13 protein-coding genes and 2 pseudogenes are annotated in these 17,367 nt (G+C 72.2%); 10 read left to right on the forward strand and 5 right to left on the reverse strand.

Annotation, left to right across the window (positions count from 1 at the left end; genetic code table 11):
* Window positions 1–185: 185 nt before the first annotated feature.
* Entirely contained in the window at window positions 186–1,214 is a 1,029-nt protein-coding gene (locus D6270_RS29740; protein WP_109162615.1) for a multicopper oxidase domain-containing protein, read from the forward strand.
* Window positions 1,215–1,238: 24 nt separating this feature from the next.
* Here D6270_RS29740 and D6270_RS29745 read toward each other — a convergent pair whose 3' ends face one another.
* Window positions 1,239–3,416: a DEAD/DEAH box helicase gene (locus D6270_RS29745; protein WP_109162614.1), complete on the reverse strand. Its 2,178-nt coding sequence runs from the start codon at window positions 3,414–3,416 to the stop codon at window positions 1,239–1,241.
* A 167-nt stretch (window positions 3,417–3,583) separates the two neighbouring features.
* Window positions 3,584–4,366, reverse strand: a complete 783-nt coding sequence (locus D6270_RS29750; RefSeq protein ID WP_109162613.1) for an IclR family transcriptional regulator — start codon at window positions 4,364–4,366, stop codon at window positions 3,584–3,586.
* A 201-nt stretch (window positions 4,367–4,567) separates the two neighbouring features.
* Between D6270_RS29750 and D6270_RS33860 the strand changes: the two genes are divergently transcribed.
* The 9 genes and pseudogenes from D6270_RS33860 (at window position 4,568) to D6270_RS29790 (ending at window position 11,836) form a co-directional block, all read left to right on the forward strand.
* On the forward strand, window positions 4,568–4,684 hold the full coding sequence (locus tag D6270_RS33860) for a putative leader peptide (protein ID WP_318780031.1): 117 nt from the start codon (window positions 4,568–4,570) through the stop codon (window positions 4,682–4,684).
* 169 nt (window positions 4,685–4,853) lie between these two features.
* Window positions 4,854–5,878, forward strand: a pseudogene (locus D6270_RS29755) (ABC transporter substrate-binding protein).
* 14 nt (window positions 5,879–5,892) lie between these two features.
* Window positions 5,893–6,920: pseudogene (locus tag D6270_RS29760) on the forward strand (NrtA/SsuA/CpmA family ABC transporter substrate-binding protein).
* Window positions 6,917–7,768 (forward strand): ABC transporter permease, encoded by an 852-nt coding sequence (locus D6270_RS29765; protein ID WP_109162610.1) that lies wholly within the window; start codon window positions 6,917–6,919, stop codon window positions 7,766–7,768. Before D6270_RS29760 ends, D6270_RS29765 begins: the two are co-directional and overlap by 4 nt.
* The gene (locus tag D6270_RS29770; RefSeq protein WP_109162609.1) at window positions 7,765–8,523 is read left to right on the forward strand and encodes an ABC transporter ATP-binding protein; all 759 of its coding nucleotides are present in this window, start codon (window positions 7,765–7,767) and stop codon (window positions 8,521–8,523) included. Before D6270_RS29765 ends, D6270_RS29770 begins: the two co-directional genes overlap by 4 nt.
* Window positions 8,524–9,426 (forward strand): ABC transporter substrate-binding protein, encoded by a 903-nt coding sequence (locus D6270_RS29775; RefSeq protein WP_109162608.1) that lies wholly within the window; start codon window positions 8,524–8,526, stop codon window positions 9,424–9,426.
* Between the two features lie 6 nt (window positions 9,427–9,432).
* Window positions 9,433–10,506, forward strand: a complete 1,074-nt coding sequence (locus tag D6270_RS29780) for an LLM class flavin-dependent oxidoreductase (protein WP_109162607.1) — start codon at window positions 9,433–9,435, stop codon at window positions 10,504–10,506.
* 147 nt (window positions 10,507–10,653) lie between these two features.
* Window positions 10,654–11,448 carry a VOC family protein gene (locus tag D6270_RS29785; RefSeq protein ID WP_109162606.1) on the forward strand — a complete coding sequence of 265 codons (795 nt, stop codon included), beginning with the start codon at window positions 10,654–10,656 and terminating at the stop codon, window positions 11,446–11,448.
* A 133-nt stretch (window positions 11,449–11,581) separates the two neighbouring features.
* Window positions 11,582–11,836: a WhiB family transcriptional regulator gene (locus D6270_RS29790; protein ID WP_109162605.1), complete on the forward strand. Its 255-nt coding sequence runs from the start codon at window positions 11,582–11,584 to the stop codon at window positions 11,834–11,836.
* A 294-nt stretch (window positions 11,837–12,130) separates the two neighbouring features.
* On the opposite strand, the gene D6270_RS29795 is transcribed toward D6270_RS29790, so the two are convergent.
* The 3 genes from D6270_RS29795 to D6270_RS29805 form a co-directional block, all read right to left on the reverse strand.
* Window positions 12,131–13,105 carry an acyl-ACP desaturase gene (locus D6270_RS29795; RefSeq protein WP_109162604.1) on the reverse strand — a complete coding sequence of 325 codons (975 nt, stop codon included), beginning with the start codon at window positions 13,103–13,105 and terminating at the stop codon, window positions 12,131–12,133.
* Between the two features lie 170 nt (window positions 13,106–13,275).
* Complete coding sequence (locus D6270_RS29800) at window positions 13,276–15,585, reverse strand: ATP-binding cassette domain-containing protein (RefSeq protein ID WP_109162603.1); 2,310 nt, start codon at window positions 15,583–15,585, stop codon at window positions 13,276–13,278.
* A gap of 66 nt (window positions 15,586–15,651) precedes the next feature.
* Window positions 15,652–17,283 (reverse strand): ABC-F family ATP-binding cassette domain-containing protein, encoded by a 1,632-nt coding sequence (locus tag D6270_RS29805; protein ID WP_109162602.1) that lies wholly within the window; start codon window positions 17,281–17,283, stop codon window positions 15,652–15,654.
* Between the last annotated feature and the right edge of the window lie 84 nt (window positions 17,284–17,367).

Genomic DNA, 17,367 nt, shown 5'->3' on the forward strand with positions numbered 1-17,367 from the left:
TTGACTGCGACAGCGCCCGAAGCTAGACCTCTTTTCGCGGTCCGCCAATAGCTATGGCAGCAATCGCACAAACTTTGTCCTGAGTGTGGATAAACGCTCGGCCCCCGGCTACGGTGTGGCCCGTTCCGGTTGCTCCGGGACCCGCCCGTCTCCGCCAGTTTGTTTATCCCAGTGGGGAGTTCGACATGGACCGAAGGACCTTCAGCCGGCGGATGCTGATCGGCGGCGCGGCTGCGGCGACCGCCGGTGTGACATCGTTGTCGCTCGGCGCGGTGGAGGCAACCTCCGCCGAGAACCCGCCGCGTACGGCCCCGGACGGCGGAGCGGTGCGCCGGATCAAGATGTACGCCGAGAAGCTGCCGAACGGCGAGCTGGGCTACGGCTTCGAGAAGGGCAAGGCGTCGATCCCCGGTCCGCTCATCGAGCTGAACGAGGGCGACACGCTGCACATCGACTTCGAGAACCTCACCGACGTGGACGCCAGCCTCCATGTGCACGGCGTCGACTACGACATCGCCAACGACGGCACCCGGATGAACAAGAGCCACGTGGAGCCCGGCGGCAGCCGTACGTACACCTGGCGCACCCACAAGCCGGGCCGCCGGAAGGACGGAACGTACGAGCCGGGCAGTGCGGGCTACTGGCACTACCACGACCACGTCGTCGGTACGGACCACGGAACCGGCGGCATCCGCAAGGGGCTGTACGGTCCGCTCGTGGTGCGCAGGAAGGGCGACCTGCTGCCCGACCAGACGTGCACGGTCGTCTTCAACGACATGATGATCAACAACAAGACGGCTCACAACAGCGTCAACTTCGAGGCCACGGTGGGGGACCGGCTCGAATTCGTGATGATCACGCACGGCGAGTTCTACCACACCTTCCACATCCACGGTCACCGGTGGGCGGACAACCGGACCGGCATCCTCACCGGTCCCGACGACCCCAGCCGGGTCATCGACAACAAGATCTGCGGCCCCGCCGACTCCTTCGGCCTCCAGATCATCGCGGGCGAACGCGTGGGCGCCGGGGCGTGGATGTACCACTGCCATGTGCAGAGCCACTCGGACATGGGAATGGCCGGGCTGCTGCTGATCAAGAAGCCGGACGGCACGATCCCGGGGTACGAACCGCACCATGTGGCGAGCGGGGCCGGGAAGAAGGCCACCGCGGACAAGAGCGAGGGCGGGGGAGCGGCGGAGCACCAGCACTGACCGGGCGCCCGGCCCGGCGTCCGGTCACTCCGGGCGGGCCAGCCGCTGCTGCTCCTCCTCCACGATCCGCCGGGCCAGCTCACCGTCGGACACGTCGACGGCGTCCGGCGCGGCCTCCGCGAGGTCGCTGCGCCGGGCGTACGCGTCGAAGAGCCGGTCCTTGCGGGCCAGCAGCTCCACCATCCGCTGGTCGACGCTGTCCGCCGCGAGCAGCCGGTGCACCTGGACCGTGCGCACCTGCCCCATCCGGTGGGCCCGGGCGACGGCCTGGTGCTCCAGCGTCGGCTTGATCTGCGGCTCGCACAGGATGACCACGGACGCGGCCTGCATGTTGAGTCCGGTGCCCCCGGCCTGGATCTGGCTGAGCAGCACCGCGTGCCCGTCGGCGGCGGAGAAGGCGTCGACCAGCTCCTGCCGGCGGGCGGCGGGCAGGCTCCCGGAGATCGGCCCGAACGCGTCGGGCCCCAACGCCTCGCCGACCGTGGCCAGCACCTCGCGGAAGTAGGAGAAGACGACGACCTTCAGCCCGTTGTCCCGTGCCTCGTCCACCAGTTCGCGCAGCCGCTCCAGCTTGGCGGAGGTCGCGGGCACGGCGTACGCGGCCCGGCGCATCCGCATGAACTGCCCCGACGCCACCGCCTCCCGGTAGACCACCAGGTCCTCGGCGCCGAACTCCTCCCACTCGTCCACATGGACCAGCGCCGGCAGTTCGGCGAGCACGTCCACCTGGTTGCGGCGCAGATAGGCGGGGGCCACAGCCCGCCGGAAGGCCTGCGAACCGGCGGCGCCATGCGTGGACGACACCACATCGGCGAGATTGGGGCGGAGTTGACGGACAAGACTCCGGAACTCCTCCACCCGGTTCTCCATCGGCGTCCCGGTGAGGAACAGGACGTGCTCCGCGCGCTCCGCCCACACGGCGACGGCCTGCGCCCGCCGGGTGGCGGGGTTCTTCACGAAGTGCGCCTCGTCCACGATCAGCATCGACAGGGAAAGGCTCTCCCCGGGAAGGGTGCGCAGCGCGTCGAACGTGGTGAGGGCGACCCCGCCGCCCGCCACCCACTCCGCGTACGCCTCCAGCCGCTCCGCCCCGTGCAGCGGCAGCGCGCGCAGCGTGGAGCGGGCCCGGAGCTCCCGGCTCCAGTTGATCAGCACGCTCGCCGGGCACACCACCAGGAAGTGGCTCTCGCCCCGCGCCGCGAGATGGGCGAGGGCGGCGATGGCCTGCACGGTCTTGCCGAGCCCCATCTCGTCCCCGATGACGACCCGCTTCTGCGCCAGGGCGAACCGTGCCCCGAACGACTGGTAGCCGCGCAGCGAGACCCGCAGCCGCGAGTCGTCGAGTCGCAGCGCCCGCACCCGGTCCGCGATCCCGGCGGGCAGGAACCCCTCGGCGGCGTCCCGGTCCGGTCCGCTGCCGGACAGCTCGGCGAGCAGGCTGTAGAACTCGGCGGACCGCAGCTCGAAGTCCACCCACGCCCCGGGCGCCGACTCGGGCGCCCGCAGCAGATCGACCGAGACCTGCCCGAAGAGCATCGGCAGCCCCTGGTCGTCCGCCTCCGCGAGCGCCGTACGCAGGCCGGTCACGGCGTCCAGCACCCGTCCCCGCGCCCCCTTGCCGCTGAACAGCATCCGCAGCCGGCTCCCGGCCGGTGCGGCGGCGGTCACCAGGGGGCCGAGCCGCTCGGCCAGCCGCTGCGCCGCCTCCACCGCCCGCCGCGCGTCCGGCCCGGCCTCGACCAGCCGGTGCAGGGCGACGACCAGCGCGGTCACCGCCTCGTCCGGGGCGTCCATGTCGATCCGTACGGAGACGGTCTCGCGCACCGCGTCGGCGATCTGCCCGGCCGCCGCCAGCGCCTGATCGGCGGTGTGCGCGCCGACACCGGGGATCAGCCGCAGCTCGTAGCGGGCGGTGCCGTGGACCTGCCCGACGCTCGTGAACCCGGCCTGTTCGAGAGCGACGAGACGCAGCCGGCCCTCGGTGACGTCCTTCAGCCGGCCCACCGGGATGGCGGCCAGCTCCCGGTCGACCAGGGAGCCCAGGAGCGGGTCGAGGACGGCCCGTACGGCGTCGACGGCGCGGGCATGGTCCTCCCGCACGGCACGGGCCCGGCCCAGCAGGGCCTCCGCCCCGGCCAGCAGCTCCCGGGCGGCGCGGCCCGTGGTCGCCGGGCGGGCGGTCCTGGCCCCGGTGTCGGTCATCGTCACTCTCTCCGCCGTGCGCCGCGACCGGCAGGTGGCGGTCCCTTCGCTATGGGCAGCCATCGTCCCACGGCCCACCGACAGCCCTCGGCCCGCCGGCTGCACCTGGCCCACCGACAGCCTCGGCCCACCGACAGCCCTCCGCGCACCGGCAGCCCCCGGCCCCGCTACCGCGCGGGCGGTCGCCGTTCCGCTGGGGAGAGCAGCAGCACCTCCAGGGCCCGTGCGCAGGACCGGGCCTCGGTGAGCAGCCACTCGGTGCGCTCGGCGGTGATCAGGGACGGGGTCGCCCGTACGGCGAGGGCGAAGCGCGCGTACCCCGCACCGTCCAGGACCGGCACGGCCAGGGTCCGCACCCCGTGCGCCGACTCACCGTCGTTGAGTGCGTAGGCCTCGGCCCGTACCTTCACCAACTCCGCCTCCAGTGCAGCCGGTTCGACGATCGTCCGGTCGGTGAACGCGAGCAGCGGCGGCAGCGACCCGGGGCCGCCCTCGTCGGGACGGGCCCAGGCGAGGAGCACCTTGCCCAGCGCGGTCGAGTGCAGCGGCCGGCGCAGCCCCGTCCTCGGCGTCACCGAACCGCCCGCCACGATCACCGCGTGCGGCCCGCTGCGCAGCGCCAGGTCCGCCGTCGCGCCCGTCCGCTCGGCCAGGTCCGCCAGCTCCGGCGCGGCCAGGTGCAGCCCGCGCTGGTGGTAGGAGAGCCGGCCCAGCTCGGTGACGGCGGGGCCCAGGCGGTAGCGGGCGGTACGCGGATCCTGCTCCAGGAACCCCGCGCCGAGCAGCGTGCGCGCCAGCCGGTGCGCCGTGGACACCGGGAGTTCCAGCCGCCGGGCGAGGTCGGAGGCGCTGAGGTCGGGCCCGTTGTCGTGGAAGCAGTGCAGGACCTCCAGCGCGCGCCGGACGGCCTGGGCGCCACCCGGTGCGCGTGCTGTCACGGCCTCGGCCATGTCGCTTCACTCTCCGCTCGTCGAAGGGGCACACAGGTGTGTTCGGTTGCCACATTACGGGAGTTGAACAAGGGCTCCACCCTGCTGGGAAACACTCTGTTCACACGTGATCCCACATCATGGGAAGAGAGTTGTCGCGCCTCGTATCGCCGTGGCAAGCTGCGGCCACCACCACCGACGAGCGGGAAGGAGCAGCGAGCCATGGCCCGACGTACCGCCGTGCACGCGCTCTCCGCCCCGGGCGCCCCCGTGCCACTCACCCTCACCGTGCGCCGCCACATCGACCTGGCGCGCGTCTCCAGCGCAGCCTGTCGCTGACCCCTCGCGGCACCCCCTCCCGCACCTTCCGGCCGCCCCTCGCGCCGCCGTGGACCCGCCGCACCGCGCCCTGTTCCCCGTGTGCCGCCGTGCGTGCCAGGGGTCTCCGGGCCACCCCGCGCACCCCGCATCCCTCGCGCCCCACCGACCCCTGTGGAGACACACCCCCATGACGTCTGGCCCCGCCCTGCCCGCGACGCTCTGGTTCACCCGCTGTCCCGTGCCCACCGCCACCGGGATCGCCGCCGACCGGCAGTGGCTCACCGACGAGTTCGCCCCGGACGGGATCACGGTCCGCTCCCTCCAGGACGCCGAACCGGACGCGGACCGGGAGGCCCACTTCACCCACGCCCTGCCCGGGCTCTTCCGGGAAGGCGGCAACGTGCCTGCCCTGTGGGCCCGTTCGCGCGGTGAGCGGACCCGGCTGATCGGCCTGACCTGGATCGAGGAGCGCCAGGTCGTCCTGGTCGCCCCCGGGTCCGGCATCCGGTCCGCCGGTGACCTGCGAGGGCGGCGGATCGCCCTGCCGGTGCACCCCATCGACATCGACTTCTGGCGGGCCATGGCGGTGCGCGGCTTCGAGGGCGCCCTCGCATCGGCGGGTCTCTCCCTGGCGGACGCCGACCCGGTCGACGTACCGGCGGACGGGCGCACGGGGCAGTGGGCCGCCGAACTGGCCGCCCTGCGCCGGGGTGACGTCGACGCGGTGTACGTCAAGGGGGCCCTCGCGGTCGAAGCGGCCCGCAGGTCCGGGGCCGAGGTCGCGGTGGAACTCGACGACCTGCCGGACCGCCGCTTCCGGATCAACAACGGAACCCCCGCCCGATCACCGTCCACCAGGACCTCCTGGACGAACACCCCGCGCTCGTCGACCGCTTCCTCGCCGTGCTGCTCCGGGCCGCCGACTGGGCGGCGGAGAGCCCGGCGGAGGTCGACCGGATCCTCGGTGCCGAGACCGGGGCCGGGGCCGAAGGGGTCGCGGGTGCCTACCGCCCCGGCACCCACCTCACCCTCCACCCCGACCTCTCACCGGAGCGCCTCGGCCTGCTCGCCGAGCAGGAGAGCGCCCTGCGTGCCCACGGCTTCCTGCCCGAGCCCGTCCCCGTCCCCGCGTGGGCCGACCCCGAACCGCTGCGCCGCGCCGCCGCCCTGAACGCCGCCCGTCCGGCATCGCCCCTGCCCACCGCCCCTTGAGCCCGAGGACCACCGTGAACTCCACCCGACCACGTCTCCGTACCACCGTCCCGACCGCCCTCCTCGCGGCCGCCGCCCTCCTCGTCCTGTCCGCCTGCTCCACCTCCCACGACACCGACGGCAGCGCCCCGCGGGCAGTTCGGGAGAGACCGTCGACGTCCGTATCCCCGACCCCGGCAACTCCGGCATCCTCGCCCTCGGCAAGAAGGACGGCAGCCTCGACAAGGCGCTCGGCAAGGTCGGTGCCAGGGTGAGGTGGACCGGCAGCGCGGGCCCGTTCGCCCCGGCCGCCCAGGCGATGAACGCCGGCCAACTCGACATCGCCACCGGCTCCATCACCTCCGGCATCACCTCGCTCTCCCAGCGACCCGGCTTCAAGTTCTTCACCGCCGTCGACCCCGACGCGAAGGGCGAGGGCATCCTCGTCCGCGACGGCTCCGGCATCGAATCCGTCGCCGACCTGGTGGGGAGGAAGGTCGCCGTCAACCAGGGCGGCACCGGGGAGTACCTGCTGCTCAAGGCGCTGGCCAAGGAGAAGATCCCGGCGGACAAGGTGGAGCGGGTCCATCTGCGCCCCGACCAGACCGCCGCCGTCTTCAACGCCGGGCAGGTCGACGCCTGGGCGGTCTGGGCCACCTACGCGGTCGCGGAGATCGGCAGCGGCAAGGCCCACTTCCTCGCCGACGGAGAGGCCATCGGCTCGGACAACTACAGCCTCAACGCCGTCCGCACGGGCTTCGCCGAACAGCACCCGGCCGTCGTCAAGGCCCTCTACGACTACCTCCACACGGCCAGCGCCAAGGAGAAGAAGGACCCGGCCGCCTATCTGAACGTCTTCACCGACGTCGGCCCGACCGCCGTCACCGGCAAGGCCAAGGAGGTCCAGACCGAGATCACCGCGGAGTCCGGCACCGTGGACCCGATCGGCCCCGAGGACATCGCCCGCTTCGAGTCCGTCGCGGCCTTCTACGCCGAGCAGCAGGTCACCAAGGAGAAGGTGGACATCGCCGCGCACCTCCTCGACGTCGAGAAGCTGACATGAGCGACACCCGTGTGAAGGCCGTCGACTCCCCGCCACCCCCGGGACTCGTCACCCCGCGCCCCCAGCTCCGGAAACCCCGCAGCCGCGCCTACGCCCTGACCGTCCGCGCCCTGGGCCCGTTCGTCCTGCTCGGCCTGTGGTGGGCCGCGTCCGCCACCGGCCTGCTCACCCCGGACGTCCTCGCCTCTCCCGCAGAAGTCCTCAGGGCAGTCGCGGAGTTGTGGGAGAACGGGCAGCTGCCCGACGCGCTCACCACCTCCCTGACCCGCTCCGGGCTCGGGCTGCTCATCGGCCTCGGCGCCGGACTGACCCTCGGCATCACCACCGGGTTCACCCGGCTCGGCGACGAGCTGCTGGACTCCTCCCTCCAGACCCTGCGCACCATCCCGTTCCTCTCCCTGGTCCCGCTGTTCATGGTCTGGTTCGGCATCAACGAGACGGCGAAGATCCTCCTCATCGCGGTCGCCACCACCTTCCCCATGTACGTCTCCGCCTCCAGCGGCGTCCGCAACACCGACCCCAAGCTCGTCGAGGCCATGCGCTCCTTCGGCATGAGCCGTCCCGCCATCGTCCGCGAGGTCGTCCTGCCCGGCGCGCTGCCCTCGCTCCTCGCCGGACTGCGGCTCTCGATGACCCTCAGCGTCATCGCCCTGATCGCCGCCGAGGAGATCAACGCCACGGCGGGCATCGGCTACTTGATGTCCCAGGCCCAGAGCTACGCCCGTACCGACATCCTCGCCGTCTGCATCCTCGTCTACGGGCTCCTCGGCCTCACCGCCGACGTCCTCGTACGGCTCCTGGAGCGCTTCCTGATGCCGTGGCGCACCCCGCAGGGAGCCCGCCGATGACCGGGAACGCCCACCGTCAGGCAGCCGTACGGGTACGGGGCCTGCGCCGGGTCTTCGGCTCCCGGGCCGTCCTCGACGACCTCGAACTGGACATCGCGCGCGGTGAGTTCGTCGCCCTGCTCGGTGCGAGCGGCAGCGGCAAGACGACCCTGCTGCGGATCCTCGGGGCTCTCGACGGCGCCGACGGGGGAGAGGTGCTCGTCCCCGAGGCCCGCACCGTCGTCTTCCAGGAACCCCGCCTCGTACCGTCCAAGAAGGTGCTCGCCAACGTCACCGTCGCCCTGCCGCGCGGCCGGCGCGACGACGGGCTGCGGGCGCTCGCCGAGGTGGGGCTGGAACGGCACGCCGACGCCTGGCCCGCCACCCTCTCCGGCGGCGAGGCCCAGCGGGTGGCCCTCGCCCGGGCGCTCGTACGGGAGCCCGAACTCCTGCTGCTGGACGAACCGTTCGCCGCCCTGGACGCCCTGACCCGGCTGAAGATGCAGGACCTGGTGGACGAGCTTTGCCGCAAGCACCGGCCCGCCGTCCTGCTGGTGACCCATGACGTCGAGGAGGCCGTACGTCTCGCCGACCGGGTCGCCGTCCTGCGCGACGGGCGGCTCGTCACCGACGAGAAGGTCAGCATCGCCCGCCCCCGCGACCCCGGCGATCCCGCCTTCGCCGCCCTGCGCCGCCGCCTCCTCGACGACCTAGGCGTCCCGGCCGCGTCCCACCCCGTGAGAACCCCCGAACTCGACCGTTTCGGAGTGATCTGAATGACCATCACCATCGGTGTCCACGCCAGCAACCCGTCCCTCTTCCACCTCTACCACCTGACCCGGCTCGGCCTCGCCCAGCAGGAGCTGGAACCCCTCGGCGAGACCGTCGCCTTCCACCCGTACAGCGACGGCGTCCGCACCGGCGAACTCCTCACCCAGGGCGTCATCGACTTCGGCGGCACCGGCTCCACCCCGCCCGTCACCGCCCAGTCCGCAGGCCACGACCTCGTCTACACCGCCGTCTCCGCCCCGCGCCCCGAGCACGGCGCCCTGCTCGTCCCCGAGGACAGCCCGGTCCGTACCGTCGCCGACCTCAAGGGCGCCACCGTCCACCTGGCGATCGGCTCCTGGCAGACCCACCTCGTCGCCAAGGCCCTCGACGACGCGGGCCTCTCCTACGCCGACGACATCACCGCCGTACGCTCCACCGACGAGAGCGAGCAGCTCCTGCGCACCGGGGCCGTCGCCGCCTGGGTCGCCCAGGGACCCCAGCTCGCCGCCGCCCGCCGCACCGGCGGAGTACGCACCCTGATCCCCACCGGCGACGTCATCAGCGACCGGTCGGTGTTCTTCACCCGCCGGGAACTCGCCGAGCGGCGGCCCGAGATCGTCGAGGCGCTGACCCGTGCCCTGCGCCGCGCCGACGACTGGGCCGCCGCCCACCCCCGCGAGGCCGCCCACCTCGCCGCCGCCGACCTCGGCGGCGAGGTGGGTGACTGGGAGGCCGCCCTCACCGCCCTGCCCTGGCGGATCGAGGCGGTGAGCGAGGAGTTCCTCGCCGAGCAGCAGGAGGCGGCCGGCATCTTCCACCGCACCGGCTTCATCGAGCACCCGGTCACCGTGGCCCGGGCCGTGGCCCGCACCTCCGCGACCGCCCCGGCCGCCGCGAAGGCGGTCTGAGCAGCCATGGCCACCGAAGTCCTCTGGTACATCATCCCGCGCGAGGGCGCCTACCCGTGGGAGCCGGCCGGTCGCCGCCCCACCGGCCTCGGCTACCTCACCCGGCTCGCCGGAACGGTCGAACAGCTCGGCTACAGCGGGGCGTTGCTCGCCACCGACCTGCACGACGTCTGGCCGCTGGGCAGCGCGCTGTCCGCCGCCACCAGCACCCGCTTCAAGCCGCTGCTCGCCGTCCACCCCGGACTGATCTCGCCGACCCTGCTGGCGAAGATGGCGCTCACCTTCGACAACCTCTTCGGCGGACGGCTGCGCTTCAACGTCGTCAACGGCTCCACCAAGTCCCTCCAGGAGTACGGGCTCCATGTGGAGCATGACGAGCGGTACGCGCTGAGCGCCGAATACTGGTCCCTCGTCAAACGGCTCACCGCGGGCGAGGTCTTCGACCACCAGGGCCGGTTCTACGACCTGAAGAACGCGGGTGCCTCGTTCCGCGAGCTCAACCCCGTCCAGGACCCGCACATCCCGCTCTGGTTCGGCGGCTCCTCCGCCCCCGGCATCGAGATGGCCGCCCAGCACGTCGACGTCTTCCTCACCTGGGGCGAGCCCCCGCACCTGCTCAAGGAGAAGCTGGAACAGGTCCGCGCCCGGGCCGCCGCCCACGGACGCACCCTGCGCATCGGGCTCCGCCTCCACCTCATCGTCCGCGACACCGAGGACGAGGCATGGGCGGCGGCCGACCGGCTGCTGGACGTCACCAGCGAGGCGACGTACGCCCGGCAGCTCGGGGACCGGGCGGGGGAGGACGGCGTCGGCTGGCAGCGCCAGTTCCGCCAGCACGGCGGCAGGGTGCCGGCCCGCGCCCGCGAGCTGGAGACCCACCCCAATCTGTGGCCCGGCATGAGCCTCTTCCGTCCGGGCCCCGGCACCGCCGTCGTCGGCTCGACGGCCCAGGTGACCGAGCGGCTGAAGGAGTACGAGGAGCTGGGCGTCGACACCTTCATCCTCTCCGGCAACCCGCTCCTGGAGGAGGCCTACCGCGTCGCCGAGACGGTCCTCCCGGCCCTGGGCATACGCCGCTGACCCGCGTGGAGGCGGGGGCACGGCCCCGGTCGGCCCCGCGCGGACTGCGGTGGTCGGCGGCCGGTGCGAGACTCGACGGGACAGGGAGAAACCCTCGCGCCACCGTGTGCGGGTGCGGGGCCACGGGATCCGCCGAAGGAGCACGTCATGCTCAACCCCACCTTCCCCGACGGATCGCCCAACTGGGTCGATCTCGGCACGCCCGACCTCGACGGGGCCACCGCCTTCTACGGCGGCCTCTTCGGCTGGGAGCTGGTCCCCGGCGGCCCCGAGGTCGGGGGATACGGGATGTTCACCCTGGACGGCAACACCGTCGGCGGGGTCATGACGGTCCCCGAGGAGCAGTCCGCCAGCGCCTGGTCCCTCTATTTCCGGACGACCGACGCCGACGACACCGTCGAGCTGGTGGCCCGGGCGGGCGGCCGCTCCGCCTTCGAGCCGATGGACGTCCTCGACCACGGCCGGATGGGCGGCTTCCTGGACCCGGCCGGAGCCTATTTCGGCGTCTGGCAGCCCCGGCAGAACCCCGGCCTCGGCGTCATCCAGCAGCCGGGCTCGCTCCTGTGGGCCGAGCTGTACACCCCGGACGTCCCGGCGGCGGCCCGGTTCTTCGGCGAGGTCTTCGGCTGGAAGACCGACGCGCTGAAGGTGGAGGGCACCGACTACGTCTACACCACGGTCCACCCGGCGGGCACCGGATCTGAGCTGTCGTTCGGCGGCCTGGTGACCATGGGCGACGTCCCGGCCGAGGCCGCGCGCGGCCCGCACTGGATGCCGTACTTCGCGGTCGAGGACGTGGAGGCCACGGTGGCCGCCGCCAGGACGCTCGGCGGTGCGGAGGCGCTGCCCGCCATGGAGGTGCCCGGCGTCGGCACCATGGCCAACGTCACCGACCCCTTCGGCGCGGTGTTCGCGGTGATGAAGCCCCAGCCGAGGCAGTGACGGCATACACAGGGCGGAATCAGGGCAGATCCAGGCCGTACGCCGACCGCTCCAGGCCGTCCTCCGACCGCCGCGCCCGGCGATTGATGAATCGTTGATCAGTCGTTTATCGCGGCCGGGCACCGTATCTCCCATGCTGATCAACACGGTGACCGAGGACGCGCTCGACTGGCAGGAGACCGCGTTGTGCGCGCAGGCCGGACCTGAGTTCTTCTTCCCGGCCCCGGGCAGTTCGACGCGCGAGGCCAAGCAGCTCTGCGGAGCCTGCGAGGGGCGCGTGGCCTGCCTGGAGTACGCACTCGCCAACGACGAGCGGTTCGGCGTCTGGGGCGGGCTCTCCGAGAAGGAGCGCGAACGACTGCGCCGGGAAGAGCGCAACCGGGGCTGAACCGCCCCGCCCTCGCCGCCCGGACCGCGGGCACCGTCGGACGGCGCGTCGAGGACGCCTGAGGAGCGGGCACCGGTGTCACGGACACCCTGCTGGTCGTCGCGCGGCCGGCCGGGAGCGGGGACGCGGCCGAGGGCCTGTTCGCCGCCGAACTGACGGTGGCCTGCGCCCGGCGCACCGCGTGGACCGGGCCGAGGCGCACCCAGCGGCGGATGCTGCGCCGGCACCCCCGCGGCGACGTACACGACGTGGCGTACGCGGAGGTCACGGCGGTGGAGTGAGGGGCGACGGGGGTCAGGCGCGGCCGCGCGCGACCATCCGCGCCTTGCGTGCGGCGAGCTTCTCGTCGAACTTCGACGCCTCGCTGTCCAGCCCGCCCATGTACAGGCCGAGTTCCTCCTGCGCCTTCACGCCCTCCGGGCCGAGCCCGTCGATGTCCATGACCTTCAGATAGCGCAGCACCGGCTGGATCACATCGTCGTGGTGGATGCGCATGTTGTAGATCTCGCCGATCGCCATCTGCGCGGCGGCCCGCTCGAAGCCGGGCATGCCGTGGCCGGGCATCCGGAAGTTGACGACGACATCGCGCACGGCCTGCATGGTCAGGTCCGGGGCCAGTTCGAAGGCGGCGCCCAGGAGGTTGCGGTAGAAGACCATGTGCAGGTTCTCGTCGGTCGCGATCCGGGCCAGCATCCGGTCGCAGACCGGGTCGCCGGACTGGTGGCCGGTGTTGCGGTGCGAGACGCGGGTGGCCAGCTCCTGGAAGGCGACGTACGCGACGGAGTGCAGCATCGAGTGCCGGTTGTCCGACTCGAAGCCCTCCGCCATGTGCGCCATGCGGAACTGCTCCAGCTTGTCCGGGTCCACGGCGCGCGAGGTGAGCAGGTAGTCGCGCATCACGATGCCGTGGCGGCCCTCCTCGGCGGTCCAGCGGTGCACCCAGGTGCCCCAGGCGCCGTCGCGGCCGAAGAGTGAGGCGATCTCGTGGTGGTAGCTGGGGAGGTTGTCCTCGGTGAGGAGGTTCACCACGAGCGCGATCTTGCCGATGTCGGTGACCTTGGACTGGTCCGCCGCCCATGCCTCGCCGTCCTCGAAGACGCCGGGGAAGTTGCGGCCGTCGGAGAAGGGGACGTACTCGTGGGGCATCCAGTCCTTGGCGACCTTGAGATGGCGGTTGAGCTCCTTCTCCACCACCTCTTCGAGCGCGTACAGCAGTTGGGCGTCGGTCCACGCCTTCGAACTGCCGAGGTGGGGAGAGGTGATCGTCACGGGGAGCTCCTGGGGACGGGAGAATTACCTACGGCTTCGTAGGTTACGTGACCGTAGGTTAAGGCGACGGTAAGGGCAAAGCCAAGCCCGTCCCCGAGGGCACCCGGTCACGTATCGTGATGCGTGCAGCTCATGCCGGACTTCGCCGTACGTCCAGGGGTCTTCGCAGGTCAGCGGGGCTCCTCGGGCAGGCCGAGGTCCCGGCGCAGATACCGGGCGGTAACCGAGACGGGGTCCGCCAGCAGCTCCTGCGGGGTCCCCTCGAAGACCAGCTCGCCGCCCTTCTTCCCGCCGTCCGGACCGAGGTCGACGACCCGGTCCGCCCGCTTCACCACCTCCAGGTTGTGCTCCACACAGATCACCGTGTTCCCCGCGTCGACCAGCCGGTCGAGCAGGTCTACCAGCGCCCCGGTGTCGGCCAGGTGCAGCCCGGTCGTCGGCTCGTCCAGGACGTAGACGCTGGAGGTCCGGTGCAGCTGGGTGGCGAGCTTGATCCGCTGGCGCTCACCGCCGGAGAGGGTGCTGAGGGGCTGCCCGAGCGTCAGATAGGTGAGGCCGACCTCGTCCAGGGTGCGCAGCTTCCGCAGTAGCGCCCGATCCTCGAAGAGTCCGACCGCCTGTGCCGCCGTCATCTCCAGCACGTCCACGATGGACCGGCCGCCGACCCGGTGTTTCAGGACGTCGTCGTGGAACCGGCGGCCCTCGCACTCCTGGCAGGTCGTGGTCACCGGGTCCATGAACGCCAGGTCGGTGGAGATCACCCCACGGCCCGAGCAGCCCGGGCAGGCGCCGGTCGAGTTGAAGCTGAACAGCCCCGCGTCGACACCGTTCTCCCGCGCGAAGACCTTGCGGATGGCGTCCAGCGCACCGATGTACGAGGCCGGGGTGGAGCGGGAGGAGGCGGTGATCGCGCTCTGGTCGATGACCACCGCCTGCGGGTGGGCCGCCGTGAACACCTCCGAGACGAGCGTCGACTTGCCCGAACCCGCCACCCCCGTCACCACGGTCAGCACTCCGGTGGGGAACGACACGTCCAGCCCCTTGAGGTTGTGCAGCTCGGCGCCCCGGACCGGGAGATGCCCGGTGGGGGAGCGGAACTCGCTCTTGACGGGGGTGCGTTGACGCAGACAGCGGCCGGTGAGCGTGTCCGCCGCACGCAGCCGGTCGAACGGCCCCTCGAAGACGACATGGCCGCCCTCCGAACCGGCGCGCGGCCCCATGTCGACGATGTGGTCGGCGACCGCCATCACATCCGGGTCGTGCTCCACCACCAGCACCGTGTTGCCCTTGTCGCGCAGCCGTACCAGCAGATCGCCGAGCCGCCCGACGTCCCTGGGGTGCAGCCCGATGCTCGGCTCGTCGAAGACGAAGGTCAGCCCGGTCAGGGAGCTCCCCAGATGGCGCACCATCTTGAGCCGCTGCCCCTCGCCGCCCGAGAGCGTGGTCGTCTCCCGGTCCAGGCTGAGGTATCCCAGCCCGATCCCCACGAGCCGCTCCAGCCGCTCACGGGCCGCCGCCGCGATCGGGCCGCCCACCGGGTCGTCGATCCGCGCCAGTACGCCGACGAGATCGGCGACCTCCATCCGCCCGTAGTCGGCGGGCGAGAGCCCGTCGACGCGGGTGGCGAGCGCCGCCGCGTTCAGCCGCGCGCCGCCGCAGGAGCCGCAGACCCTCTCGACGGTGAACCGGTCGGCCGCCGCACGCCGCTTGTCCGACAGCGACGCCGTGTCGCGCTTGAGGTAGAGCCGCTCGAACCGGGTCACCACCCCCTCGAACCGCATGTCCGCCGAGCCCGTGCGCAGGTCGAGGCGGACGGTGAACCCGGATCCGTACAGCAGGAGTCGGCGCTCCTCCTCGCCGTAATCGGAGAGCGGCAGATCGTTGTCGAACCGCCCCGACCCGCCGTACAGGCTCCACTCCCAGCTGCCCACCGAGAGCCCGGGCAGCAGCAGCGCCCCCTCGTTCAGCGACTTCGACCAGTCCACCGCCCGGTCCAGATCGAGGCGGACCGTCCGCCCCACCCCGTCGCACTCCGGGCACATCCCCGCCGGGTCGTTGAAGGAGTACGCGCTCGCCCCGCCGGCGCTCGGGGCGCCGTACCGGGAGAACAGCACCCGGAGCACCGACCAGATGTCCGTCGCCGTGCCCACGGTCGACCGGACGTTGCCGCCGAGCGGCCGCTGGTCGATGACGACGGCCACGGACAGGTCCTCCATGGACTCGGCCCGTGGCCGCTCGTACTTGGGCAGCCGGTTCCGCAGGAACGAGGTGAAGGTCTCGTTCAGCTGCCGCTGGGACTCCACGGCGATCGTGTCGAAGACGACCGACGACTTCCCCGAACCGGAGACCCCCGTGAAGACGGTGATCCGGCCCTTCGGCAGGGTGAGGGAGACATCGCGCAGATTGTTCTCGTGCGCCCCGGTGATGGCGATGGGGCGCACGGTCGGCTGGTGGTGGTTCGTGGCGGTGCTGTGATCCATACCGGCGACGGTAGGCGGGATACCCGACAGCTTCTGTCGCCTTTTCCCGAGATCCTCCGCGACGGCTCACCGCCCGGCCCGCACCTCCTCCGCCGAGGTGTCCCGCAGCTCCCCGTCCAGCCGCAGCCACCGGGTGATCCCGATCGACTCCAGGAACGGCACGTCGTGGCTCGCCACGATCAGCGCCCCCTCGTACGCGTCGAGGGCCTCGGTCAGCCGCCGTACGCTCGCCAGGTCGAGGCTGTTCGTCGGCTCGTCCAGCAACAGCAGCCGGGGCGCCGGGTCCGCGAGCAGCAGCATCGCCAGCGTCGCCCGGAACCGCTCCCCGCCCGACAGCGTCCCGGCCGGGTGGTCGGCGGCGCCCCCCGTGAAGAGGAAGCGCGCCAGCCGGGCCCGGACTTCGTTGTCGGTGAGGCCGGGGGCCGACCACTTCACGTTCTCCGCCACCGACAGCGCGTCGTCCAGCGTGTCCAGCCGCTGCCGGAGGAAGCCCAGCGGCAGCGGCGTCGAAACCTCGCCGGAGACCGGGGCGAGCTCGCCCGCGATCGTCCGCAGCAGCGCCGTCTTGCCCGCTCCGTTGCGCCCGGTCAACGCGATCCGCTCGGGCCCCCGGACCGTCAACTCCCCGCCCAGCGGCGGCCCGTAGGGCGGCACCGGGTCGCGCAGGAGGAGCACATCGCTCCCCGGATGCACCCGCGTCCTCGGCAACTCGATGCGGATCTCCGCGTCCTCGCGCACCGCCGACTCCGCCTCGTCGAGACGCTCCCGGGCCTGGGCCAGTCGCTCGGTGTGCAGGGTGCGGTGCTTGCCGGCCGACTCCTGGGCGGACCGTTTGCGCTGGCCCATCACCACCTTGGGCTCCCGCCTGGTGTCCCACATCTTCTGCCCGTACCGCCTGCGCCGGGCCAACTTCATATGTGCCTCTGCCAGTTCGCGCTTCTGCCGCTGGACATCCGACTCGGCGGCCCGCACCATCCGCTGCGCCGCCTCCTGTTCGACCGCGAGCGCCTCCTCGTACGCCGAGACGTTTCCGCCGTACCAGGTGACCGAGCCGTCCCGCAGATCCGCGATCCGGTCGACGCGCTCCAGCAGCTCCCGGTCGTGGCTCACCATGAGCAGCGCCCCGCTCCAGGAGTCGACCGCGTCGTACAGCCGCTTGCGGGCCACCGCGTCCAGGTTGTTCGTCGGCTCGTCCAGCAGCAGCACCCCGGGGCGGGCCAGCAGCAGGGCGGCGAGGCGCAGCAGCACGCACTCGCCGCCGGACATCTCCCCGACCGTGCGGTCCAGGCCGATATGGCCGAGGCCGAGCCCGTCAAGGGTGGCGCGGGCGCGCTGCTCCACGTCCCAGTCCTCGCCGATCAGGGTGAAGAGCTCCTCGCGTACGTCACCGGCCGCGACGGCGTCGATCGCCGCCCGCCGGTCCGCGATGCCCAGCACCTGATCGACCCGGAGCGCGGTGTCCAGGGTCACCGTCTGCGGCAGATACCCGAGGCCGCCACGGATCCTGATCCTGCCCTCCAGTGGGGCGAGTTCACCGGCGATCAGCCGCAACAGGGTGGATTTGCCGCATCCGTTGAGCCCGATGAGCCCGGTGCGGCCGGGGCCCGCGGCGAGGTCGAATCCGGCGAAGACCTCGGTGCCGTCGGGCCAGGAGAAGGAGAGGGAGGTACAGCTGATGTGGGTGTCGGACGCAGACATACGGATCTCCCGTGTACGTCGGGGAATGAGCGCGGGACGGCTGACGAGCTGAGATCGCACACGGGCGCCTGAGGCCACGGACGA

The sequence above is a fragment of the Streptomyces griseus subsp. griseus genome, assembly GCF_003610995.1.
Classification (GTDB): Bacteria; Actinomycetota; Actinomycetes; order Streptomycetales; family Streptomycetaceae; genus Streptomyces.

Coding starts and splice junctions, on each gene's coding strand:
- D6270_RS29740 (WP_109162615.1), top strand. CDS start 186: ATGGACCGAAGGACCTTCAGCCGGCGGATGCTGATCGGCGGCGCGGCT.
- D6270_RS29745 (WP_109162614.1), bottom strand. CDS start 3,416: ATGACCGACACCGGGGCCAGGACCGCCCGCCCGGCGACCACGGGCCGC.
- D6270_RS29750 (WP_109162613.1), bottom strand. CDS start 4,366: ATGGCCGAGGCCGTGACAGCACGCGCACCGGGTGGCGCCCAGGCCGTC.
- D6270_RS33860 (WP_318780031.1), top strand. CDS start 4,568: ATGGCCCGACGTACCGCCGTGCACGCGCTCTCCGCCCCGGGCGCCCCC.
- D6270_RS29765 (WP_109162610.1), top strand. CDS start 6,917: ATGAGCGACACCCGTGTGAAGGCCGTCGACTCCCCGCCACCCCCGGGA.
- D6270_RS29770 (WP_109162609.1), top strand. CDS start 7,765: ATGACCGGGAACGCCCACCGTCAGGCAGCCGTACGGGTACGGGGCCTG.
- D6270_RS29775 (WP_109162608.1), top strand. CDS start 8,524: ATGACCATCACCATCGGTGTCCACGCCAGCAACCCGTCCCTCTTCCAC.
- D6270_RS29780 (WP_109162607.1), top strand. CDS start 9,433: ATGGCCACCGAAGTCCTCTGGTACATCATCCCGCGCGAGGGCGCCTAC.
- D6270_RS29785 (WP_109162606.1), top strand. CDS start 10,654: ATGCTCAACCCCACCTTCCCCGACGGATCGCCCAACTGGGTCGATCTC.
- D6270_RS29790 (WP_109162605.1), top strand. CDS start 11,582: ATGCTGATCAACACGGTGACCGAGGACGCGCTCGACTGGCAGGAGACC.
- D6270_RS29800 (WP_109162603.1), bottom strand. CDS start 15,585: ATGGATCACAGCACCGCCACGAACCACCACCAGCCGACCGTGCGCCCC.
- D6270_RS29805 (WP_109162602.1), bottom strand. CDS start 17,283: ATGTCTGCGTCCGACACCCACATCAGCTGTACCTCCCTCTCCTTCTCC.